Annotated in this window: 14 protein-coding genes and 4 pseudogenes; 15 read left to right on the top strand and 3 right to left on the bottom strand. The window is 37.0% G+C overall.

Annotated features, from left to right (window positions below; genetic code table 11):
* Positions 1-801: 801 nt before the first annotated feature.
* Positions 802-2726: pseudogene (locus tag LEP1GSC059_RS12455) on the top strand (DUF1561 family protein).
* Positions 2727-3388: 662 nt separating this feature from the next.
* Here LEP1GSC059_RS12455 and LEP1GSC059_RS22010 read toward each other — a convergent pair.
* A pseudogene (locus LEP1GSC059_RS22010) lies at positions 3389-3892 on the bottom strand (hypothetical protein); the annotation flags it as partial.
* Positions 3893-5052: 1160 nt separating this feature from the next.
* Between LEP1GSC059_RS22010 and LEP1GSC059_RS22005 the strand changes: the two are divergent.
* From LEP1GSC059_RS22005 to LEP1GSC059_RS12375, 14 genes and pseudogenes are all read left to right on the top strand, one after another.
* On the top strand, positions 5053-5559 hold the full coding sequence (locus tag LEP1GSC059_RS22005; protein WP_001064927.1) for a cytochrome c3 family protein: 507 nt from the start codon (positions 5053-5055) through the stop codon (positions 5557-5559).
* Positions 5560-5578: 19 nt separating this feature from the next.
* Entirely contained in the window at positions 5579-8686 is a 3108-nt protein-coding gene (locus LEP1GSC059_RS12440; RefSeq protein WP_017215913.1) for a TAT-variant-translocated molybdopterin oxidoreductase, read from the top strand.
* A 25-nt stretch (positions 8687-8711) separates the two neighbouring features.
* The gene (nrfD, locus tag LEP1GSC059_RS12435; protein ID WP_002179021.1) at positions 8712-10079 is read left to right on the top strand and encodes an NrfD/PsrC family molybdoenzyme membrane anchor subunit; all 1368 of its coding nucleotides are present in this window, start codon (positions 8712-8714) and stop codon (positions 10077-10079) included.
* Positions 10079-10630, top strand: a complete 552-nt coding sequence (locus tag LEP1GSC059_RS12430; protein WP_002179016.1) for a DUF3341 domain-containing protein — start codon at positions 10079-10081, stop codon at positions 10628-10630. The genes nrfD and LEP1GSC059_RS12430 overlap by 1 nt, the downstream gene beginning before the upstream one ends.
* Positions 10631-10644: 14 nt before the next feature.
* Entirely contained in the window at positions 10645-11226 is a 582-nt protein-coding gene (locus tag LEP1GSC059_RS12425; protein WP_002179012.1) for a c-type cytochrome, read from the top strand.
* 5 nt (positions 11227-11231) lie between these two features.
* Positions 11232-12455, top strand: a complete 1224-nt coding sequence (locus LEP1GSC059_RS12420; protein WP_002179041.1) for a hypothetical protein — start codon at positions 11232-11234, stop codon at positions 12453-12455.
* Positions 12456-12466: 11 nt separating this feature from the next.
* Positions 12467-12946 (top strand): E-cadherin-binding lipoprotein adhesin Lsa16, encoded by a 480-nt coding sequence (gene lsa16 / locus LEP1GSC059_RS12415; protein WP_002179043.1) that lies wholly within the window; start codon positions 12467-12469, stop codon positions 12944-12946.
* 94 nt (positions 12947-13040) lie between these two features.
* The gene (locus LEP1GSC059_RS12410; protein WP_036057515.1) at positions 13041-13472 is read left to right on the top strand and encodes a DUF4952 domain-containing protein; all 432 of its coding nucleotides are present in this window, start codon (positions 13041-13043) and stop codon (positions 13470-13472) included.
* A gap of 1246 nt (positions 13473-14718) precedes the next feature.
* A pseudogene (locus LEP1GSC059_RS12405) lies at positions 14719-16916 on the top strand (TonB-dependent receptor plug domain-containing protein); the annotation flags it as partial.
* Between the two features lie 64 nt (positions 16917-16980).
* Positions 16981-17484: a winged helix-turn-helix domain-containing protein gene (locus LEP1GSC059_RS24255; RefSeq protein ID WP_017214202.1), complete on the top strand. Its 504-nt coding sequence runs from the start codon at positions 16981-16983 to the stop codon at positions 17482-17484.
* The gene (locus tag LEP1GSC059_RS24250; protein WP_155243402.1) at positions 17481-17993 is read left to right on the top strand and encodes an IS630 family transposase; all 513 of its coding nucleotides are present in this window, start codon (positions 17481-17483) and stop codon (positions 17991-17993) included. Before LEP1GSC059_RS24255 ends, LEP1GSC059_RS24250 begins: the two co-directional genes overlap by 4 nt.
* A 26-nt stretch (positions 17994-18019) precedes the next feature.
* Positions 18020-18631 (top strand): annotated as a pseudogene (locus tag LEP1GSC059_RS12390) (TonB-dependent receptor plug domain-containing protein); the annotation flags it as partial.
* 638 nt (positions 18632-19269) lie between these two features.
* On the top strand, positions 19270-19884 hold the full coding sequence (locus tag LEP1GSC059_RS12385; RefSeq protein WP_002179058.1) for a hypothetical protein: 615 nt from the start codon (positions 19270-19272) through the stop codon (positions 19882-19884).
* A 2179-nt stretch (positions 19885-22063) separates the two neighbouring features.
* Entirely contained in the window at positions 22064-22567 is a 504-nt protein-coding gene (locus LEP1GSC059_RS12375) for an SRPBCC family protein (protein ID WP_017215904.1), read from the top strand.
* A 1125-nt stretch (positions 22568-23692) separates the two neighbouring features.
* Here LEP1GSC059_RS12375 and LEP1GSC059_RS12370 read toward each other — a convergent pair.
* Together LEP1GSC059_RS12370 and LEP1GSC059_RS12365 are read right to left on the bottom strand one after the other, a co-directional pair.
* On the bottom strand, positions 23693-24448 hold the full coding sequence (locus LEP1GSC059_RS12370) for an LIC10920 family plasminogen-binding lipoprotein (protein WP_017215903.1): 756 nt from the start codon (positions 24446-24448) through the stop codon (positions 23693-23695).
* Between the two features lie 89 nt (positions 24449-24537).
* Entirely contained in the window at positions 24538-24741 is a 204-nt protein-coding gene (locus LEP1GSC059_RS12365) for a hypothetical protein (RefSeq protein WP_202900247.1), read from the bottom strand.
* Positions 24742-25374 lie beyond the last annotated feature (633 nt).

Raw genomic sequence — 25374 nt, 5'->3', positions numbered from 1 at the left:
CCTTTCGGATTTACATTTTCTTTCGGGATTAATGGGGCTATTTGTTTCCAAAGTGCATCCGGTATCTCTGAATAATATTTGTCCATTTCACATTGATATTATTACCCTTTCTCTCTACAAACAATTTTGAGACCGGCTCTAAACTCAAATACAATTCGTATGTATGTTAAAAATAAGCTGGTTATCATTTCTTTTCATTAGAATTCACGAATTGATAGAAACCTTGGTTTTATTACTTGGAGTTATAGAATGGAACGTCTAAGTTCCTGTTTCTAACTATAGAATTGTCTCAAAATGTACGGTGCTTTGGATCAATATAACGATCTAAAAAAGAATAGAGTTGTTGAAAAATTCCATAATGGCGGTTAACAAAATTGTTTCAATCGACCACTTCTATAAAACAGAAATAGATGGAGAAAATTCATTTTTTAATAACTTTAATGTAACTTTCTTTTTACTTGCTGAATTGGAATGATCCAATCTAAAGTCTCGTAATACATCTGGTTAAATTTACATTCATAAATAATGTTATATTTATATAAAATTATTTATGATATTTTTTGATAACAATCTGTAATTGTGCCGAACTGAATTTTCCTGAAATTTTTATTTAGAAGCAGAGCTTTAAACAGTCTATTGCGTAGCTCTTCAGTAAATTAGGAAATTATATACAATATAAATTCTTAATATTTATGATAATCGTAATACTGCGATTTTACGAAGAAATTCGATTTGGAGATCGTTAGAATTAAATTGTATAAGAAATTGCTTTATTAAATTGAAAAAATAGGAGTTTAAAAGATGCGTAATTGGAAGAAAATGTTAATAGTAGTATTGTTAGTCTCGATTGGAGTTGGCTTCGAGTATGGAATAAATCCTACACCAGTAGATGCTTCATCAAAGAGTGATTACTCGATCGTTCAAAAACCTACAGATCCACCAAAAGATAAACCTATACAAGTAGTTACAGGTGATAATAAAAAATACTGCTACACTCCTGCCTTTAGTGGAAAGGGTTATATCCTACTTACAACGTGTGGGGAAGGAGGCTTTAATGCAAGATACGATGTGTTTCAAAGGATTTCTTATAAGATCAATGACACTTGGTTATGTATTACTGCTCCAGAAACAGTCATTCATGCGGAGGAAAACTGGGACTATATAACTCTCACTCCTTGTACAATCAATGATCCTTATCAAAGATGGATCGTAAAGGACAATGCTTTTTGGACTGCAAAGAGTAATTATCGATTGAAGCATTATAAATGGTATGGTTATATCTCTGAAATTCCAGTGATTACTACAATCATACCTTAGATTCTTCTATGAACGATTGGGTAAATACTATAGCCACTCCAGGAAATATCAGTATTCTAACATCCATAAGTTGGGAAATGAGAAATAGTTCCGGAATAAAGGAATTATACTTTGTTCGTTGGGGAGCTTCGGATAAAAATACTACACCTCTTTACTACAATCCTGAGAACGGACATATTACTCAATATGTAGGTGGGCCTCAATTTTCAAGCGGTTCCCTCTATTGTATGTATTCTCAGTTAGATAATAACCAATGGGATTGGGTTCAATGGAGGCCTTGTAATGATACAATTGATAGTAAAAGTAAAGAGAGTCCAACTTATTGGAACGTTAATTGGGAAACGAGTGAAGGAGGATTGATTAGTGATTATCAAGGAAATTTCCTACGAGTTACTACACGCGGATCCAATTGGGGAGTTGTTTATACAGCTAAACCCGATTTTGTGATGACAGACACTACCCATAGCCCCACTTCTTTATTTGCTGTTGATAAAAGTTTACTGGATTGGACACGTTATACGGCTTCTAATCTTGGAAAGACGGGGTTATATTGTCCAGCTTCCGGTAATCAAAAGAATACTTTATATAAAAAACCAGTAAGAACCTTACCACCCAATTTTCAATTAACTGAGGCTTGGATTAAGAGACTGTATAATATTGCCAATACAAATTTAGATCTGACTACATTCCATGGAGCGTGTGGTACTTGTATGCTTCATAGTTTACAGATGTTAGCAGAGTTACAAGAGTATTATTCTCAAGGCCCCCTTTTGAATGGAGGATATTTTTTCGATACGGCTCCTAATACAGATCCTTTTATTTCGTTTGAACGACGTTATCCGTTATTGGATAAGTTATTGACAAATGTGATTCAATTGTTGGGTCCAGACGAAGCTACACTTAGAATGCTGGCAATTGTATCTACAGTGACTATGTTGCCTCGGTACAATTGGAGCCCCTCTTCTGAATTAACTACTAGAACTGAAATACGATCCCATCTAAGATCACTTATAAATTCTACTTTTGGAAGCATTTGGTTGGTGTACATGATTCTACGCCACCCGGACGGAACTAATACGGGACATGCCGTTCCGATTCTCAATACCTCTAAAGGAATGGTGGTAATTCCAACGAACACTGGTTTGACGTTTAATCAGTTCAAGAAATTTTTAGAACCTACTTTGAGTCCGGATCAAGTAATAAGAAACCTGGAAGAACGATCAGAATCGACTCTGACAGAACTGGTTACAACGATGCAGTTAGGACAGGTTTATCAGAATCCGTTAGACACCATGATCTCTAACAGAGATTGCACTGGAGAAGGGGAAGACAGAAGAGGTACAGGACAATACCCAATCAGCGCATCCGTAAATCAATGTACTACTACAGGAGGTAGATGCACATTGTAAGTCGGTGTAGAAGGGAAACGGCAAAGTTTTCACGTTTTCTTTTTGAAAGCAGTTGTAAATTTGTATTTTAAAAAATTATGATATACTTGATTTATATTTATAGAAAATTTTATTTTAACGTGAAAGGGATCGATGAAGTAACTCAGCGTCTCACTTCTACGGTCGTTCGAAGTAACTCAGCGTCTCGCTTCTACGGTCGTTCGAAGTAACTCAGCGTCTCGCTTCTACGGTCGTTCGAAGTAACTCAGCGTCTCGCTTCTACGGTCGTTCGAAGTAACTCAGCGTCTCACTCCCCATGGGTCGTTCGACAGGTCGCGTTATTAGTATTTTATAAAAATTGAATCTGATTCTGGGATTTCACAATAACTTGACCAGAGCGGAGAGCCCGGTCCGGCTGCCTTTGGCAAGCCGGATTCGCTCAGTTTTTTTACGTCAAACTCACGTTATATTACAATTCTGTTTTTTTGAAAGTATTTTTACGAAGGATGTTTTTAAGTATATTCGTAAAATTTACTATTGAATCTAGGTTCTAAAAGTTGCTAATGTCGCCGACTCGCATTTTTGGATAAATCATTGTTTAGAAACTAAATTTTCGAAATTTATTGTACCATTCTTGTAATTTTGCAAACTGTATATTAAATTTCGAATATAGGTTTGTTTCTAAAAGAGTAATCACTTGTTCCAATTGGAATTTGTAGTTCTACGAATCTCTCTTGATTATACTGAACTTTATCAAAAAAAGGGACGTCTGCTTTATGAACTTGAATATTACTCATAACTATATAATAAAGTACCTAATATTTTGTATGGAATCAGTGTTTTATGATAAAATTAACGGTACTTAATTTTATAGAGATCAGTAATGATTGGGAATTTATTTTTCATTTCGATTTCTCGATAACTCCGGAAGGACCGTTTACTTACCAAACAGGAAGATTCTTCCGAAAGAATATTCAGAGCCTCTGTTTCGTTTCTTAAATTCTGGATCGCTAAAATATCTGCATCGATCTGAAGTAGATGTTCTCGAATTTTCTGAAAATCCGAATCGGATCTTGGGATCCTTCTACTTGAATATCCGTTTTCGTCTTTAATTTCTTCTATTTTCGTAAAATAGAATGTTAGGTGTCATAACTTGCAATCTTTAGTTTGAAATTTTCCGCATTCAAAGTAGAGATTATAAAAAAACAAAAAAAGATAAATGAATCTTTTAAAAAAGGAATGTATTTCTAATTTCTGCATTCAGGAACTAGTGAGTGGTTCATAGTCGGGAAAATATACTAAAATTTTAACATGAGTTCGATATAAAAATCTGTTCCAAAGGCAACTCAATGGCACTGCTCGCTATGGATCCAGTGGAAACTCAATAATACTACTACTTTCTATCATAACCAACCCGACAATTGAAGAGGATTTTAGAATCAACGTACATTTTTCAAGTGTTCCGACAAGAATGAATCTTTTTACTTGCAAAAAGTATGTTTTTCTGATAGAGAAAAGTCCCTCAAACCTTTCCACCTCCCACCTGAATTGCGACCCATGGGAAGCAATTCATTGAGTTGCCACCCAAAACGTGGAAAAACTAAAGCAGAACGCTCTCTATGGATCGCGTTAAACTCAGCAGAACGCTCTCTATGGATCGCGTTAAACTCAGCAGAACGCTCTCTATGGATCGCGTTAAACTCAGCAGAACGCTCTCTATGGATCGCGTTCTAGGTGGGGCTCACAAGTTTTACAGAGGGTTTGTAGTAATTCCGACAGATTTATATTGAGATCTAAATGTTTGTGGGGTTGGTTAGGGCACAGAACCTGTCGTCAAGCGCCAATAGAAGCGATACGCTTTAGTTGCCGCAGCTTAATTTTCTGATAAAGTAGAGTAAGTGTTGGGCACTCTGTAAAAAAAGTTGGGCAAATTCCCGCCCGCTTTTTGCTGAGTCTAAATGCGATCTAAGAAACTAAAGTAGATGATATTTTTCTATTGGGATCTAGGAAAACTTTTGTCGAGTTCAGTATAGCGTCTGTGTTACTGAGTTAGAAAGGTGATTTGAGAAAATACTTTAGTTGAAGTAATCGATTTCGTATCGATATTTACTTTTTTAAAATTCGATTTCTAAAAAAGTTACGGACTTAAAAGCACTTATGTCTGAATTTTTTTCGAACTTTTAAAAAATAATGTAACGTTTATGAAACTTTTTTAATTGATATTAATTCTCAAATAGACTTTAAAAATAAATGGAACAGAAAAAGCCTTTCTTTTTCGTTTACTTGCAATTTTTCACATAACCAAAAATCCTGTTTCCAATACCAAAATTGTAGGGACTTCATACGAATGAATAACAGAGCACTGAAACTTTCGGTAACGCTCATCACAGTCGCGGCCGTTGCGTATCTGATTTTCTCTCCCTCCAAGTATGTTGGGTATGCGCCCGATCAGCCTATACCCTTTAATCACAAGATACATGCCGGAGATAATAAGATAGATTGTAAGTACTGTCATACCGGAGTAGAAACCTCAGCACATGCCACAGTCCCATCCACTTCCACTTGCATGAACTGCCATTCTCTCGTAGCAACCTCTAAACCATTGATCAAAAAACTCACTCAATCGTATAACGATAATAAGCCGATCGAATGGATTAAAGTTCACGATATGCCTGACCACGTTCAATTTAATCATTCTCGACATATATCGAGAGGAGTGGATTGTTCTCAGTGTCACGGAAACGTAGCAGAGATGGTGAAAGTAAAACAAGTGGCGTCCCTCAATATGGGATACTGCGTGGATTGTCATAGAGAGAACAACGCACCTACAGATTGTTCTACCTGTCACAGATAACCGGGAGTAATACTAAAATATGGATCAAAAAAATTTCCAAAAAGAAAAAAAGGCTCACTGGCTGTCTTACGATCTAAAAGATAAAGACGAAGAAGTCAAAGAGATGCAAAAATCCGAATTCTTTACTTCTCCCGATCCTTTGATCGCGAGAATCAAATCCGGAGAATTCGATCGTAAATCCTTTCTCAAACTGATGGGTGCAGGGGTTGCTATGACTTCCCTCAATTGTATCCGCAAGCCAATCGAGAAAATTGTTCCTTATGTGGATTTAAACAAAGCGGATGAAAATTCTCAATACGACTTTGTAAAACACGGACATTCTTATTATTATGCATCCGTTGTTGCTGGAACTGGAATTCTTATAAAAGCAAGAGACGGTAGACCTCTCAAGTTAGAAGGAAATCCGGATCACCCGGTTTCTCAAGGTGCACTTAGTGCTGCTGGGCAAGCTTCTATCTTTGATCTTTATGATCCAGATAGAGCTCAAAATCCTGCAACCATTGAAGGTGGAATAGAAGTTAAATCCGATTGGGCAACTGTAGACGCAAAAGTAAAATCTGTATTAGCGGCTAACAGAGGCAAGACGGTTGTTGTAACAAAACCTCTTGATTCTCCTTCTACTCAGTCTATCATCGGAGACTTTCTGAGAACCGTAGGTGGAGGAAAACACTACGAAATTTCTCTTACTTCTGCGGAAGAAGTGGTTTCTAAAGGACAAGCCGCTTCTTATGGAAAGGCAATCGTTCCCAATTATCATTTCGATCTGGCAAATGTAATTCTCTCTATTGATTGCGATTTTATGGGCAATTGGTTGTCGGGAGAAGAACACCAAAAAGATTTTTCAAAACGTAGAAATTTACGCCCGAACGGTTCTATCCATCACAGCAGTTCTGCCGACGTAAATCTTTTTGTAGCAGCTGAGTCTGTTCCTACAATGACTGGTTCCAACGCGGATCTTCGTCTCGCAATTCGTCCGGGGGATCAAACTAAACTTGCACTTGCTATTGCGGCGGCTCTTGGCGAATTAGGAGCGAACACAAAAGACGCGTTAAACGGAGCTACTCTTTCTGGTCTTGTTTCTGAATTAGGTGTCAGCGAAGAAAATATCCGTAAAACCGCAAAGGCTCTTTGGTCCAACAAAGGAAAGTCCCTCGTGGTTGCTGGAAGTCTTGCTGCTACTACAAAAGACGCGGTGGAACTTCAAATTCTTGTAAACCTTCTCAACAGCGTGTTGGAAAACGACGGTAAGACGGTAGATCATTCTAATCCAAAGAAAGAAGGACTTCAGGATTTCTCCGGAAACTTAAAGTCACTTGCTGCAGAATTAAAACAGGGTAAAGTAGGAGTTTTATTTGTAAACGACGTAAACCTGGTTTATCAAGCTGGAGAGGAATGGAAAAACATCCTTCATCAAGCGGCTCTGGTAGTTGCGTTAAATGATCGCGCAGATGAAACTACTCTTTCGTCTAACGTTCTTGCTACAACCACACATTTTCTAGAATCTTGGGGAGACGCAGAAGTTACAAAGGGAATTTTCTCAATCCAACAACCTGCGATTCGTCCTCTTTTTAACTCTCGTTCTTTCGAGGATAGTTTGATCACGTTCGCGGGAGGTTCTCTCGGAGGAGAGTCTAGTTTTTACGAATACGTAAAAAATTCTTGGATCAAAAAATTAGGTTCTAAAAGAAATTGGGAAGATCTGTTAAGAACAGGTACAACTGTAACTGCTTCTGAACGTAAAAAGGTTGCGGGTCCTTCCAGAAACTTCAACCGTTCTTCTATTCAAAAAATTGAATCCTCTTCAAAGGGTCTCAAACTTTCTTTGTTCGAAACCATTGCAATCGGAGACGGAAAGGCGGCGAATAACGCACATCTTCAGGAACTTCCTGATCCTGTTACCAAACTGACTTGGGATAACTGCATTTTACTTTCGCCTGCTTTGGCAAAAGAAAAAGGGATTTCGTCTAACGACGTTTTGGTTTTAAAAACCGCAAAACAGACGATAGAACTTCCGGCACAGATTCAACCGGGGATGCACAAAGATGCAATTGCGATTGCAGTTGGTTATGGTAGAGCTGCAGCGGGTACTATAGGAACCGGAGTCGGAAAGAATGCATACACCCTTTCCGAAAACGGAGTTTATTCCGGAATTTCTGTAACTTCTCTCGAAAAAACGGGTAAAAAATACAAACTGGCAACTACACAACACCATCATATGTTGTCTCCCGGTTTTAGTTATCCAGATCGTCCAATCGTTCAATCTACTACCATCGAAGAATATCGTAAAGATCCTGCTTCTGGTAAGGCTCCTTCCGAAATTCCTAAAATTCTAAAAGACGGTAAACTTGTAAATGCGGTCGGAGCCAATCCGACTTATCCTTACCCAGGTTACAAATGGGGAATGAGCATTGATCTTACTTCTTGCACTGGTTGCGGTTCTTGTGTGATCGCTTGCCAAGTGGAGAATAACGTTCCCGTAGTTGGACGAGACGAAGTCCGAGTCGGACGCGAAATGCACTGGCTTCGGATTGATCGTTATTACATAGGAGATCCGGATCAGCCAGAAACTTTACAAGTGGCTCATCAACCTATGCTTTGCCAACAATGTGACAATGCTCCTTGTGAAACCGTTTGTCCGGTTCTTGCTACCGTTCATAGTTCCGAAGGAATCAACGATATGGTTTATAACCGTTGTGTAGGAACTCGTTACTGTTCAAACAACTGTCCTTACAAGGTCAGACGTTTTAACTGGATGCAACACTGGTATAACGATTTTGGTTGGAAGAATAACCAAGCGAAGGAGTCCAAAGCTCCTCGTTATTTGGGGCTCAATCCGGAGGTTGCGGTTCGCGGTCGTGGGGTAATGGAAAAATGTAATTTCTGTTCTCATAGAATCGCTGCTGCTAAAATCGCTGCTAAAAACGAAGGTCGTGTCTTGAAAGACGGAGAGGTTAAAACCGCGTGTCAACAAAGTTGTGCAGCGGATGCAATCAGCTTCGGAAATACGAACGATAAAGACGCTGAAGTTTCTAAACTTTCTTCGGATCCTAGATCGTTTCGAGTGCTCGAATATCTGAACGTCGGACCTCAGGTTGCTTACCTGACCCGGGTTAGAAACTCAATTTAATGGAGTAACGTAAAAAGCTATGTCAATGTCCAACGCAGTCAAAGAAGCCCTGGATATCCAGCCTCTCGTAACCGGCGGTAAGTCGGTTCGGGACGTTACCGAGGATATCTTAAGACCTGTAGAATCGTTTCCTACCTCTCTCTGGTGGAAGGCTTTTCTTTTGGTTCTTACTATAACAGTAGTAGATTTAGGTATCATAGGATATTTAACTTGGGAAGGTTTATATATCTTAGGGATTAACAACCCAGTAGCCTGGGGATTTTTCATTGTAAACTTCGTCTTCTGGATCGGTATCGGTCACGCAGGGACTCTAATTTCTGCCGTTCTGTATCTGTTTCGTCAAGAATGGAGAACCGGGATCAACCGCGCCGCAGAAGCGATGACCATCTTTGCGGTGTTAACCGCCGCTTCCAATTTAATCATCCATATTGGAAGGCCTTGGGTAGGTTATTGGTTATTTCCTTATCCAAACGAAAGAGGACCTCTTTGGGTAAATTTTCGTTCTCCTCTAATTTGGGATACGTTTGCGGTTTCTACTTACTTAACCATTTCTCTCGTTTTCTGGTATATCGGTTTGATTCCGGATATTGCAGCGGTAAGAGATCGTTCTAAAGGAGAATTCAAACGTAAACTTTATGACGTGCTTTCACTTGGATGGGTCGGTTCTAATAGGGCTTGGTCTCATTTAGAAACCGTAGCAATGATACTTGCAGCGCTTTCCACACCTCTCGTGCTTTCGGTTCATACAATCGTATCTTTTGACTTTGCGGTTTCCATTCTCCCTGGATGGCATACAACGATCTTTCCACCATACTTCGTAGCCGGTGCAATTTTCTCCGGGTTTGCGATGGTGGTCACTTTGATGGTGATTGCGAGAGAGGTTTTCAATCTAAAAGATTATATTACCATGAAACACTTGGAAAATATGAACAAGGTGATTATGGTAACCGGTTTGATCGTAGGCCTTGCGTATTCCACAGAGTTTTTTATGGCCTGGTACTCCGGAAACGAATACGAAGGTTTTACTTTTGTAAACAGAGCTTTTGGTCCTTATGGTTGGGCTTATTTTATCATGTTCAGTTGTAACGTGTTTTCTCCACAGGTGTTCTGGTGGAAAAAACTTAGAACTAACATTCCAGTTATGTTTATCATTTCTATCATTGTAAACATAGGTATGTGGTTTGAAAGATACGTGATCGTGATGACTACACACGCAGACTTTCTTCCTTCCAGCTGGGATATGTATATCCCGAGCGTTTACGACTTCATGATGCTCATTGGAACGTTCGGAATTTTCTTCACGTTGTTCCTTTTGTTTTGTAGAATCATGCCTGTTATCGCGGTAGCGGAAGTTAAAACCGTAATGCCTCACAAAGATGGAGGACATCACTGATGTATAAACCACATAAAGAACAATTTCATAAGTTCGAAGAGACAAGTTCAGGAGTATTCGGACTTTTTGATACTCCGGCGGAAATCATTTCGGCTGCGGCAAAAACAAAAGAGAAAAATTATACGAACTTTGATTGTTTTACTCCGTATCCGGTTCACGGATTGGATGACGCGATGGGGCTTCCACGTTCCGGACTTCCTTGGGTAACTTTTTTTATGGGACTTTTTGGATGCACCGTAGGATTTTCAATGCAGTATCTGACTCATAAGTTTGATTGGCCTATCAATGTCTCCGGAAAGAATTTAAACGCTTGGTTTGCATATATACCGATCACTTTCGAGTTTACAGTATTTATGGCAGGAGTAGGAACCGCTGCCGCGATGTTTTTCCTGGCCAAATTACCAAAATTGAACCGTAAAGTTTTACATCCAGATATAACCACGGATAAATTTGCACTTTGGATTCCTTCCTCTTCTAAAGGTTATAAAGAAGACGAAGTGTTGAATTTCATCAAGGGACTCGGCGCAAAATACGTCGAGGTTGTAAAATAGGAGCAGGGACAAGAATGAAATATTACACATCTCTAATTTTCCTTTTGGCCGCTGTTCTTTTTTGGAATTGCGAGTCCAAAACACCTCCTTTGGAATACTTTCCTGACATGGCTGATTCTCCCGCCAGAGAAGCGCAAGAAGCAGATCCGATTGCACACAACGGAGCAGCTTCTAGAATTCCTCCAAAAGGAGCAGTGCCAGTAGGATATTATCCATACGAATATTTAGGATTGGATGTATCACAATTACCTAATAAAGGACTTTTGAATCCTTTTAAAGACGATTTAGCAAACCTTCAAAGAGGAGAAGCTCAATACCAAACCTATTGTTCTCCTTGCCACGGTGTAAGAGGGGCGGGAAATGGAACCATCGTAGGTCCTGCACCAAGAATTGGATTTCCGGTACCTGCAGTGATTTCTCCTAAGATCCAAGGATATTCCGACGGACAAATTTATCACGTAGTCACAGCCGGATGGGGAAGAATGAAAAGTTACGCTTCTCAGGTTTCTCCTGAAGACCGTTGGAAGATTGTTCTCTACGTGAGAAAACTCCAGGAATACGAAAACAGAACTAAAAAAGACGTGGTTAGGAATTAAAAATCATGGAAGTCAAAGTCGAACAAAATCTGATTAACTTCAAACTCGACTCTAAAACTCGAAGTGCCCTTTTTGGGATGATCGGGATTGGAGTTTTGAGCCTACTCATTGGGTATTTTACCTTATCTCACACTCCGCCTAGACATGAAGGTGGGCATTCCAATCCGGCTTGGTCCGCATTTTTAATCGGAACTTTCTTTATTACTGGAATTTCACTTGCGGGAGTTTTTTTTACCGCGCTCAGTCATATTACTGGGGCACATTGGGCCGTTACAGTTCGTAGAATCGCAGAAGGATACGGATTGTTTTTGCCAGTGGTTGGTGTGTTATTATTGATTACTACTGTTGGAATTCATGATCTTTATGAATGGAGTCATTCAGAAGTAGTTGCACACGATCATTTGCTTCAACATAAAAAACCTCTTTTGAATATTCCGTTTTTTGTAGCTAGAATGATTCTTTTCGGAGCGGCCTGGTCTACGTTTGGTTGGTTCTTTTATAGACGTTCTACAAAACAAGACGGGGACAAAGACGTTTCACACACACAGTTTAACGCTCGTTTGGCGGGAGGATTTATTCTATTCTTCGCGCTTTCTTTTTCTCTCGCTTCTTTTGATTTGATCATGTCTTTAACTCCTCACTGGTTTTCTACAATGTTTGGAGTGTATTGTTTTGCAGGAGCGTATCAAACCGGACTTTCTACACTTGTGATTATGATCTACTTTCTAAAAAAGAAAGGTTATCTTGGAAATCTGGTAAATGAAAATCATATTCATGATATAGGAAAGTTTATGCTCGGGTTTTGTACTTTCTGGGCTTATGTTGGATTTTCTCAGTTTATGTTGATCTGGTATGCGAACATTCCGGAAGAAACTTTCTTTTACGAACAAAGATTAACCGGTGGTTGGGAAGTGATTTCTTATTCTCTTCCGTTTATTAAATTTGTATTTCCATTTTTATTACTTCTCAATCGACCCAATAAGAGAGATATAAACGTTCTCGTAAAAATCGCACTCTGGATTGTATTTACACAGGTGATTGAAATTTATTGGTTAGTGTTTCCGGCAAACTTTGAAAATTTTCATCTTTCCGGATTGGTTTTAACTTTTGGTACCGTAATCGGATTTGTCGGATTGTTTGGGTTTGTGGTTTTAAAAAGATATGAATCCGCTCCTTTGATCCCTGTCGGAGATCCCAGACTAGATCAGGCACTGCACCATCACCAATAAGAGGAAGAAGAATGAAAAGAAATATTACACTCGTCGTTCTGTCAATTGGAGTCGCTCTTCTTTTAGGAGCGTGTTCTAAATTAGCCCAGGTGACCAATCATAAAAATTGTGATCCATCTCTATTAAATCCTTCTCTAAATCCGATGGTTCCCATCTTTTCGGAAGCGGATTCTACTTCTGTAGTAAAAGAACGGATTGCACCCGGTTCTGTAGTTAGAGTTTACGACTATAGAAATCACCAGGCAAATCCGAAACCTTTTGTACGTGTAAAAACTGAAAAAGTAGAGGGGTGGATGAATCCTCGTTGTTTAGTAGTAGGACAGGATCCAGAAAAGTCCGTTTTTACTTGGGGTTATCGTAAGGACTATGTCTATTTTTACAGTCCGGATGATCACGAACACTATCCAAACGGATATGAGTTCTCGGATTATGCTTCTCTTCCAAAGGAAAAGGTTCCGCTTGCAGAGCTGGCGCCTGAGTTAAAAAAGTAAATTTAACTTTTAAATTCTGGTAACGTTTTGAAAATCCATGTCTCTTTCAAAAGAGGCATGGATTTTTTTTATATTCAAATATTTTAAAGTTCAAATGAAACGATTTGTTTTACTTTTTATTTTTTTGTTTTTAGCAAATACTGTTTCTGCACATCCTCCTTGCGGCGATTTTTTAAAACTACATAATAAAAAGCCAAAGTATCTGGAGTTTATCCAATGCAAAAAAACTCAGAATGCTCAAATTTCGACGCTCCAAGCTGCGTATCGTGTAAAAGGAAAATACGCCTCCGAAGTGGAAAAATATTTAATCAATATGTTTGGAATGCAACTTCTTAAATTCGTTTGCTGTATCTGGGAAAGTGTCCCGAATCAGAAAGGAGAACGTTACGGGCATTATAAAAATGATTCGGAATCGTATTATACGGTTAGTATGGGTACTGAAGACACTTTGCACAGTGAACGCGAGGATTGGTACAAAATCGATTGGTTTTATGTTACAGTTGAGTTACTTCTGGAGTCTCCATAAAAATTATACTTTGCGTAAGTTATCAGATTAAAAATTCATTTTATAGAAATTTCTGCAAGTATCTTTAATTGTCGAATGGATTTCGACATGAATACAAGCTTAAGCGGAGTGATCAGTTGGACTTTGATCTGTTTTCCCGGAATTCCGAAGATGTTTTTTATCATTGATGATTATATACAAAAGAATTATGAGAAAAATTTCTTATGTTTAATTTAACGTGAGTTCGGTCATAATTTATTTTTCTGAAAAAAAAGTCGAAATCTGAACTTTATAATCGATTCCTATTGATCTCTAAAAAATTGAATACTCGTAAATGTCGTAAATCAGTATCGGTTAATGTGTTTCCGGTATAATCCAATGCGAAAGGGATTGGTGAATGAACTCAGCACAACGCTCTTTATGAATCGCGTTGTGGAGTCAAGTTATTGAAATTAAAAAAATTGAATGTATAATTGTGATGCACAATAACTTGACCAGAGCTAAGAGCCCGGTCCGGCTTGACTGCGGTAAAGCCGGATTCGCCCAAACTTTTATTACGCTAAATTTTACAGGATTGAAGTGTAGAGTGTTGAGCGCTTTATTCTATAGTTCCAAGTAAGATCTAAAGTCAAAAAATCGTACTCAAATTGAACTTTAAAAATGGGTTGCTTTTTTAGGTTATAGAGATTCTATGGCACTAAAAATGTGAGTATTACTCACCTTGGGTTATAAAATGATTATTTTATTTATATTCGAGTTATTATAGTCTTTGGGATAATTTTAAAAATGATTTATAAATTCGATTTTTTATAAAAACAAAATAGTTGCTTCATTAGAAATTTCTATAAAATGGATTTTTAATTTTGTGACGGTTTTACAAAGCAGATCTTGTTCAAAAAACTTTAGGACGATGATTCTTTTTAGATTTTGCAAAATTATTTTTAGAGAATATTTTGAATCCTTAAAATATTGCTGATTCTTATCAAATTGAGTGTTCTATACTTTTATTATAAAGTTATGTTTCATTGCAAAATACCGGGTGTTTTATTTTATAGTTTTGAGTGAGATTTATCATAAAAAATGAATATTCTTTCTTTTGAAATCAAGTTGTGGTATTAAACTAAATATATAAATTCCACTTCTTTTCGCAGTTTTTTTTGAAATTTTTGGAAAAAATAGTGTCTGTCTTTGGTCAAAAATCCTGTATCTAATAAAAAACAAAAGCGTAGATGTTTACAATAATTTGTACAAGGAAAATTTGCAGTATATGGGCAAAGACAAAACAGGAGTTAGTTTGAATCCAGTAAATCGTAATGTTATAATTTCTATTTTTGTTCTTTTGTATTCTACTTGTTGGGTACAGTCTTTATTTTCTAAAACTCCAGCACGTTTAAAAATATCTGTAAATTCTAAAACAGATCAGCCTCTACAAGCTTTAGTGCGTGGAAACAATTTTGAAAAAAACATTAATTTTTTCGAAATTAAGGAAACTATAATAGATTTGCCGGATCAAGGAAATTATGAAGTGATTCTGATCTGGAAAATGGACTATCCGAGAAAAAATCGGTTAACGTTATTCAAAAAGATTTTAGCGTCGAATTCGGTTCTAATTCTAATATTCCTGCAGATTCTATCAATGTAACTGCAAAAAGACCGGAAGCTCCTCCTAATTATACTCTTACTCAAGAAGATGCGGTTCGGATGCCTGGAGGTTTTGGAGATGCTCTTAAGGCGGTTCAATCCATGCCGGGAATTTCTCCGATGTATCAGATGTATACGGGTGCGAGTTTTCAGTCTGCAATTCAAACTTTTAGTCAGGTTACAAATCCGGACAAACCCGATAAACCAAATGGCGAAAAAGGTTTTTTAGTGATGCGTGGGGCTGGGGCCCGTGCAAATCAGTTTTATTTTAACGGTTTACCTATGAGTTATCCGTTTCACGCGGACGGACTTACTTCTGTTATCAACAATAACGCGATTCGTTCCTTAGAGTTGTATTCTGGTTCTTATTCTGCGAGATACGGGTTTGCTACGGGAGGAATTATCAATATAGAAGGATTTCAAAAAAGAGATTCGAACTTATCGGTTGCTCATTTGAATGCTTTTTTAACAGATGTATACACATATCGTAATATTACAAAAAACTTTAACGTTTCTGTGTCCGGTAAAAAATATTATCCAAATATCGTTTTTGGAAGAGTTCCCAATTTAATTCCTACGGAAACCTTTTTGTCGGATTATAACGATTATCAGGCAAGAATCGGCTGGGATATTAACGAAAATCATTCCGTTTCGTTTCAGACTTTTGGCGCAAAAGATAAACGTTATCCGTTTAAGGAACTCAGTCAATACAATCCTAAGGAAACTGCTCAATCGTTTGCCAACCCCCCTTCCGCTGCGGATGCCGCTAGATTGGATCGCATTTTTAGAACCGACGGAATACAGCATATTTGGAAACCTAAAAGTTCCATTACAAATACGTTTAACGTTTCTAGAAACTATTTTAACGAAGTTACTGAAAACGGTTTGGATATGTTGGTTCTCGACATCGCTAAAGTAGGTTATCCACCTTCTTTATATAAAAGGGTCCAAACAATTCAAAACGAATACTTTAATGATCTAAGACAGATAGAAAATGTTTCCGAAATTGAATTGTTAAAACGAAATTGGAAGATTGTTTTTGGCGGTCAGTATAGAGAAGTAGATACTGGTTACAAGGGAAAGGTTTCTCAGATAGATCTGGATCCTACGTATAGTTTTCTCCATCAACAGTTACTCAACTCTTCGGATGTAAAATCCGTTTTAGAAGGAGATTCTGTGAGGACTAGACAGATCGGTACTTTCTTTGAAAATAGATTTAAATTTTATGATTTCAATTTAAACCTAGGAGTAAGAAGGGAATACTACGATAAATCTAGAGAATGGAGAACGGCTCCTCGAGTTGCTATTAGTAAGGAAATTGCTTATACACAATCTAGAATTTTTGCGGGATACGGCAGACATTTTCAAGCTCCCGCGGACGTGAGTCGATATTCTGCCAGAACTGGAAATCCTAATTTAAAAATGGAAGAATCTGATCACTCTGAAATTGGATGGGATCAGAAAATAGGCAATCTTTGGAATATTAAAATAGAAGGATATCAGAATACGTTTTCTAATCTTTCTATTGCGGATCCTTATGCAATGGATCCTTTTTCTAGGAACAGGGATTTGATGCGAGAAAGTTTGGATCCTAACGCCGACTTATCTTTAATTAGACGTTCTAATTTAAACTATTCTAATTCGATGACTGGTTATTCTAGAGGAGTGGAAGTTTTTATTAAAAAGGAACCTTCGACTGAGTCTGGTTTATATGGATGGCTTTCTTATACAAAATCAATTACGAAGAGAAATCGTAACTTGCCGGAACTGAGCCGACAGGAATATTCTGCCTGGCTTTCGGAAAGTTCGGCAAAAGAATTACTGACAATTGCATAATATATCACCAAAAAGAAGTACCCAAATAATCTAATAAAAAAAGACTGTAGAAATGGGTAATATAGCGGGAGTGAAACGAGATTTCAAAGGATTAGAGAAACGTCGTTTAAAAGGCCTGAAGCTGCGAGGGGAAGGGATTAAAAGATCTGAAGTGGCGCGTCGTCTGGGAGTGACTCGGCATGCAGTAAGGCAGTGGGAGAAACAAGTAGAGGAAGGAGGCGAAGAATCTGTTCTTTGGAACGGTCGAGCCGGTAGACTTCCTCGCTTGACGGAATCGCAAGTAGAAGAACTCACGAGCATGTTAATCGAAGGTCCAATGAAACACGGCTTCGATACTCCGATTTGGACTTGTCGTCGTGTAGCAAAGTTAATAGAAAAGAAGTTCTGTATCCACTATCATCCGGATCATGTATGGAAAATATTACGTAGAATTGGTTTTAGTGTACAAAAGCCGATTCGACGAGCTAAAGAACGAGATGAAAAAGCGATCTCGAATTGGAAGAAGCGTCGTTGGCTGAAAGTTAAAAAAAAGCCCAAAAAGAGCGAAGAAAGATAGTTTTTATCGATGAAAGCGGTTTAACGCAAATACCTACCGTGTTTCGCACATGGGCCCCCGTAGGACAAACGCCTGTTCTTACACATGTAGGGTCTTGGAAAAAGATTTCCGTAATCGGAGCAATTACACAAAGGAATTTATATTTTCAAATATTAAAGGGAGCGGCTAAACAAGAAGATATTATTTGTTTTCTTAAGTCCCTACTTCGCAATATCCCCGGGAAATTGATCATCATCTGGGATCGAATCAATATTCACCGTTCCTTGGCAGTCAATGAGTTCATTAACTCTTTGAATGGTAGAATAACAATTGAATTTCTACCTCCTTATGCTCCAGAACTAAATCCTGTCGAATATGTTTGGGGGAAATGGAAACGATATCTTCTTCCTAACTTTTGTCCGGAATCCTTTGAAACTTTGAAAAAAGAAGCTAAACGTTCATTAAGAAAATTGAAACGTAGAATTAATCCTGTTAAATCATTCTGGAATCAAGCTCGGTTGTCTATTTAAATTGGTGATATATTATGCAAATGTCAGTAATTCATCAGGAAAACACGGATTATTATTACGCAAACTTTTATAGAGACGGTAGTTATGACGTTCTATTCAAAAATTCGAAAGAAGAATTATACGACTTTGATAGAACTCATATGTTCAACATGGTGATCGGTTGGAAATTTGGAGAGAAGGCGCAAATCGGTTTAAGAGGTACATATTTAACGAATTATGCATATACTCCTGTGGCCGGGTCTAAAACCACTTCTATTCAAGAGAGTCTTTCGGAGGCTTTTCCTTCTCTACCTCCTGTTCCTGCGTCTTCTTCTTCCAGTTCCTCCGCTTTCCCTATCTATAAACCGGTTTATTCGGACATGCTTCGTTCTGCTAGGCTTCCTCACTATCATCAGTTCGATTTAAGATTTGATCGTTTTATTCCTACGAGCTGGGGAAGGATCACCGCTTACTTTGAACTTGTGAACATTACCGGAAGTAGGATTGCAGTTAGCGCGGATACTTTTGTTCCTATTTTTCCCTTTGTGCCTGGGGCCAATCCGGAAACTCAATATATTTATTTAAACGGTTTGCAGTCTTTAAGAACTGAGAAGAATAAAATTCCCTATCTGAATTTTGGTATTGAATTTAGATTTTAAATTTAAGGTTTGAAGTTTTCTGTGAAATTTAGATTTGCATCGGTTCCCATCATTTTGTTTTTTGCGTTAAAATTGAGTTTTATAAAATGGAGATTTTGCATCAAACTTTGATTAGTTGATTGAAAAATTTTGATCTTTTTTGAATGGAATGAATCGGAATATTTTTTATTTCAAACTAATGCGGGAACTCACACAAGTCTCGGATCTTACAATTAAACTTTGAAATTGTGGGAACTCACACAAGTCTCGGATCTTACAGTTAAACTTTGAAATTGTGGGAACTCACACAAGTCTCGGATCTTACAATTAAACTTTGAAATTGTGGGAACTCACACAAGTCTCGGATCTTACAATTAAACTTTGAAATTGTGGGAACTCACACAAGTCTCGGATCTTACGGTTAAACTTTGAAATTGTGGGAACTCGCACAAGTCTCGGATCTTACGATTGAACTTTGAAATTGTGGGAACTCACACGTTATTTCCAATCGCAGAACTCAAATTGATTGAAAAAAGATTTATGGCTTTAATAGAAAGTTTTTAAAATAAACTAAAAATTCCCTAAAAAAATAACGTTCTTTATCATCTAAAAGAAAAAGGATGGAAAATGATTCTACTTTAGAGGATAATCGTTAACCTATGAGCCAAAAGAAAAGTCACCTACCTGAGACTAGAAATCCGGTTGAATTGATGGAATTTCTCTCAAAAGAAATGGAAAATCCTTCTTTTGACGAATGGCTTTCTGAACTTGCAGATAAGGCGATCGAAAACGACAAATTCGTTTGGGGCTTTTTATATCAAGTGATGCGTGACGTGGATTCGGGTAGGCTTTCATGGGGTTACCACAAACGATTGCTTTCCGGCGTTGTCCAAATTCTTTCCAGGGTGGGGGACAGTCGTGCCTATCGTGTAATCATCAATTATGTCAAATCCCTGGATCGTCAAATTCCGATCGGAGCGTTAGAATTGATTAGTGATTTGTTGCCTTCGTTTTCGGAAGTGGATCTGGATGAGATTTTAAAAATTGCGAATCATCAAGATTCACTTAAATCCGCTTTTGGAATTTTAGCAATTTTGCAATTAATTGTTCAGGGAAAACTTCCAACGGAAAAGGTAGAAGAGACAAAATTGTTTCTTAAAAATTATAAAAATTATGTTTATTATTTGGATTCGGCGATAGAACAATCTTTGGATTATCTGGAAGCACAAGAGGAACCGAATCTACTTACTTTCTTCAACGAAATTGCGGTATAAGTTTCGGTTTTACGACTAAATTCTAAAACTTGTGGGAACTAAAGCATCTCACTTCCCCTTTATAACCCAATTTCACAGTTACTTGAATCTTGAAGATAAATTTGTCGGAAATAAGACAATCTTTCGCGAAAAGTCGGCCTCACTTTTGATTTTTTGGGTGGGAATTTAGTTATGTTGCTTCCTCCGGGGCCGCAAAGAGAGATGGAAATACTTACGTATTTTATTATATTAGAAAATTATACTTTTTGCAAATACAAAAATTCAATTTTTTCGAAACACTTGGAAAATTTTTTTTTGATTTAAAACACTTCTCAATTTGTGGTTGGCTATAACTGTCATTTGATGGATCACAGCAGAATAATCGTTTTCGGGTTAGCTCTACAGATTATGAACTGCTTTCCAGTTTTGAAATGTGTCAGAAGTTTCAAAAAAAATCTGTTCTATTTAACGTGAGTTCGACGTAAGAAAACCGGGGCGAATCCGGCTTGCAACAGGCAGCCGGTCGGGCTCTCAGCTCTGGTCAATAAATTGCATACAGGAAACATAATACAACAATCGTCTTTAGATTCAATTTATTGACCCCGCATCGATCCCTTTCGCGTTAGGCCGAACTCACGTTATTTAACGTGAGCAGGCGTAAGGAATTTATTTTTCTTAAAAAAGTTAAAATCTGAACTTTCTGATCAATTCTTAAAATGTGAGAACTCACACAAAAAATAAATGTTTAAAAATTTGTAATATGGCTTAATTTGTGGAAGCTCCCACAAATCGCGATTTTATGAATAACAATTCTAAAATTGTAGAAACTCATATTTTTGGAAAATTCTTTCTCATTTTCTTACGTCGAACTCACGTTATTTACAAATCAGACCAGTTCGTGCGAGCAGATGTTCGGTTTTTACTTTTGCCCTTTTTCAAAATATTGTTTCCAAGTTTTTACATAAAACTTTTTTTGATCCAGTATTTGCAGATTTTTAAATAACTAACTTTTGTTTATTCTATTTTTATAATACTCTCTAAATTTTTAAAAATAATTTAACGAGAGTTCGTAGAGGAAAGAGTTTTACTGTAAAATTTAGATTTGTGAGAGTTATTCACATTTTATTTTTTATGGAAAAATCAGATTTCATAAAACAAATAAGGTTCCAAATTTAGATCGAAAACTTTAAAAAAACTTGGCTTTGGGAACATTCATTTTGCTACACTTGAAAAGTCAGTAAAGAATACTTTTGTTGGCAGTAAGATGCAAAACGAATTTTTAAATAAAAAATTGGTTTAAAGATACTGAAGAAGCTTAACACATTGTCTAAGATTCGAGATCTTTCTACAATTCAATAATAAAGTGCATTACTGAGAATTGTAGAATAAGTTGTCTCTCGGGTGCATAAAAATAATATCAAAGTTAACAATTGATTTTACCAAAGATTTGAACGTTATTCAAAAAATAATATCAAGCTGGATTTGTTGACTTTTTGAAAAAGATCTTATATTTTAAGTTTTGGAACAAGTTCAGCATATTGTCCGAGTAATAACTTCTAAATGGCGATTCGTCAACAAATCTATTACGCAGTTCTCTTGGAAGATACACTTCGAAAAAATATTTAAGATGTTCCTCCTGAGCTAAAGACTTCTATAAAATTTGAATATAAAGATTTTATTTCATAAAATCGCTGTTTGCCGAGTATCATTCCATAAAAAATTTATTTTATGGAGATTCGAGTTGTTAAAAAAATTCTATAATTCAGATTAACGAAACTATTTCAATCGACCGTTTCTATGAAACAGAAACTAATGGAGAATTAATTTTTCAACAATTCTATAATATTCAGATTTATATAATAGATTCCCTCAAATCTTTATCGCAAAAATTCGTTTGAGTGCAAAATATTGAGTATTTTGTTAAATAGCTACTAGTAAAATGATTCTATAAAACAAACTTATAATTCTTTGCGAAAATTTTTTGATTGTATTTAGAGCGATTCTATGATAAAGAAAGTCTCTGATTACTCGAACGCAGATTCAGAATTGCTTTTAACCAATTTTATTGAGAATTGTATAAAAATTTGTCGGGAATTTCGCTTCTAAACGGTGATTCCACGTGTAAAACTATTTGCAGCTTTCAGTAACAATCATTTTACAGTTAAGGCTATTTTATCTAAAAACTTAAGGAGAAATAAAAATGGCGCTTCAAATTTATCCACAATTGGACCCTAAATTAGATTTGATTCTTGAAAGGATTGTAGACGTTCCGCGCGAGCTGGTTTGGAAGGTTTGGACAACTCCAGAACATCTGAAACCTTGGTTTTGCCCATCTCCATGGAAGACGATTGATTGTGAAATCGATCTGCGACCTGGTGGAATTTTTAGAACTACGATGCAATCTCCAGAAGGTGAGAATTTTCCTAACCTAGGTTGTTATTTAGAAATTATTCCAAACGAAAGACTTGTTTGGACGGATGCACTTCAACCAGGATTTAGACCTTCCCCCGATCCAAATCATCCTTTCGGATTTTTTACGGCAATTGTTACGATGGAAACTCATGGAACCGGAACAAAATACAGAGCGACTGCGATTCATGGAAATGAAACCAATCGTAAAAAACACGAGGATATGGGTTTTCAAGAAGGTTGGGGAACTGCTTTAGATCAACTCGTGGTTTATGTCAAAAAAAATCTTCTTTGATAAGAATCTAAAATGGATCGAATATAGAATCAATTTCTAATGTGAATTTTCAAATTGATCCAACTTGATTTACAAAAAGAGAAGAAGCTATAAAAATTTATGATACTTAATTTTATAGTTCTGAGTAATAGAGCTAAACGTTTTTTTGAATAATTGTCATTAGAACAAATTAAAAATGAATTTTTTTGTGGTAGAGCCTGGGATAAAAATTCAGATTTTTGTGATCGATACAAATCTCTGAACGAGATTTAAATTGATCATTTACTAATCTTACGATTTTTATGTGTGGGAATTCATATAAAATCTTGTAGTTACTTACTAAAATGTTAGGAACTACTATTTGAACGGTGAAATACAGTTTAAATTTTTCGAAGAGGCTGAATCCGTGGGAACCGCCACAAATCTATATTTTACAGTGAAATTTTGAAAAATGTGGGAACTCTTACGGATTTCAATTATCAAGAATAAATATTTAAAAATTCGTAATATGACTGAATCCGTGGGAACTACCACAAGTTAAGATTTTATGGTAGAATTTTTAAAAGTTCAAAAATTCTCTTGGGTTGATCCGTAAAAATGTAGGAACTCTTAATTGAACGCGAAAGAAGGGATCGATGCGGGGAACTAAAGCAGAACGCTTTTTCAAACCCAGCGTCTCGTGCTTCTATGGTCGTTCAACAAATCACGTTCTATTGAGACTAAAGAAGATTATTGTATTCTATTTCTTGCATGCAATTTATTTACCAGAGTGGAGAGCCCAGCCCAGCTCACTTTAAATTTAAAATCTGTCTCAAAATTTAAAGATGATTGATGGAGGACTTATTGAAAAGTTCGCAAATATTAAAATGCAAAGTTTTCTGTGAGAATTACAGTATTTTATTATAAGCCATTTTAAAAATACTTTATTTTTGCTTAAAATGCAATCCGATTATTCTAAGATATTTTTGAGATAGCGTGTAGAACATTACTAAAGGATCGTCGTCTATGTTCTTTCTACACGTTGAGATAAACTTTTCTTAGTTAATTAAAGTTGTTGAAAAATTTTATAGTTCAGATTAATAAAACTATTTAGAGCGTTTCTATAAAACAGAAACAGATGGGGAATTCATTTTTCAACACTCAAGATCATTGACTAGTTGTTCCACCGCTTGGAATTACGTTAGGAGCATTACAGGATATATTTCCTGTAATTGTCACTGCAGAACCGGGAGTGGATGCTGTGGAAACGCAAGACTTGTTGTCCTGAGTAAAACATTGTTGTGTGGTTGTAACTGAAGTACAATTTACGTTATCCGAAGTATAACACTGATTTAGGATTCCTGTGCTGGAAGAACTATCTAGTAATTTACCCGAAAGAGAAATATCTATATCCATATATTGTAAGGTTTGTTGTTGAGCTGAGCCGTTCCCACTTGGATAAACTGGAATTCCAGAAGTACCCCATTCCACCTTACCTACGTTACCCGTAACCATTTTACCAAAAGCTCCTCCTGAATAACTAAAACCCTGCTGGGGATCAACGGATCCTTGATACTGAGAAGAATCGAATTGAAATCTAAGCACCATAGATTCGGCGGTGGTTTTCATAATCAATTGACTCGTGACCGTATAACGACCATTAGACGAACCGGAAGACCCTGTAGTTGTGGTTCCCGTAGTTCCAGTGGTCCCTGTAGTAGCCCCAGTGGAGGTGGTTCCGGGAACCGCGACTCCACAAGAAGAAATTTTATCGGGATCTACTTCTCCATTGATATAGATTATATTTCCGGTGGCTGCGACGAGTACTTGTAGATCTACCTTGTTTTGATCTTTATGTTCACAATTGAGAAAAATCGCCGCAAAAAAAATAGATGATAAAAAACCGATATAAAAACGTTTCATAAAATTCCTTTAAGTAATATTGAGGGAAAAGCGAATCTTGGTCAAGAATGAAATGCGCCCATCGTTTTCTTATAATTTTGACCCAGTATTTAAAAGATCGTTCCTCTGGGCCAAAATTCTGAGACAAAATTCGTATTCAACGTAAAAATAAAACGTTCCGGCAATAGATAAAAATTGGAAAGAGTGACTGTAATCAAAGAAACGATACTTGTAATGCTGGAACTCCAATCGTAAAATCTAGGTAAAATACTAAAACCGAGTTTAAAAACGCCAAAACTATCCTGATACACCACAACGACATCAAAGTTAAATTCAAGTCATTGTGTCAGATATTGTTATCAGAATTTCTGTATAAATAACGTGAATTAACGCGAAAGGAATCAATGCGAGGGATTCAGCAGAACGCTCTCTCAACTCAGCGTCTCGCTTCTGGAAACTCAATGCATCGGCTCCCTATGAGTCGCTCTGCAGGTTGCTCGACAGATCGCGTTAAACTAAAGCAGAACGCTCTCTATGGATCGCGTTAAACTCAGCAGAACGCTCTCTATGGATCGCGTTAAACTAAAGCAGAACGCTCTCTATGGATCGCGTTAAACTCAGTAGAACGCTCTCTATGGATCGCGTTAAACTAAAGCAGAACGCTCTCTATGGATCGCGTTAAACTAAAGCAGAACGCTCTCTATGGATCGCGTTAAACTCAGCAGAACGCTCTCTATGGATCGCGTTCTATATTGAAACTAAAGAAGATTGTTGTATCCTATTTCTTGCATACAATTTGTTGATCAAAGAGGAGAAGTCGGTCCAGTTACCTGAGGCAAACCGGATTTGCTCAGATTTTTTACATTAAACTCACGTTAAATAGGATTCTAAAATCCTAATGAAGTTTGATCAATGTCTAATGTGAAATTCGGTGTAAAAAAATGAAT

The sequence above is a fragment of the Leptospira noguchii serovar Panama str. CZ214 genome (genome assembly GCF_000306255.2).
GTDB classification, from domain to species: Bacteria; Spirochaetota; Leptospiria; order Leptospirales; family Leptospiraceae; genus Leptospira; species Leptospira noguchii.
This window is presented reverse-complemented; position numbering and strand designations above follow the sequence as displayed.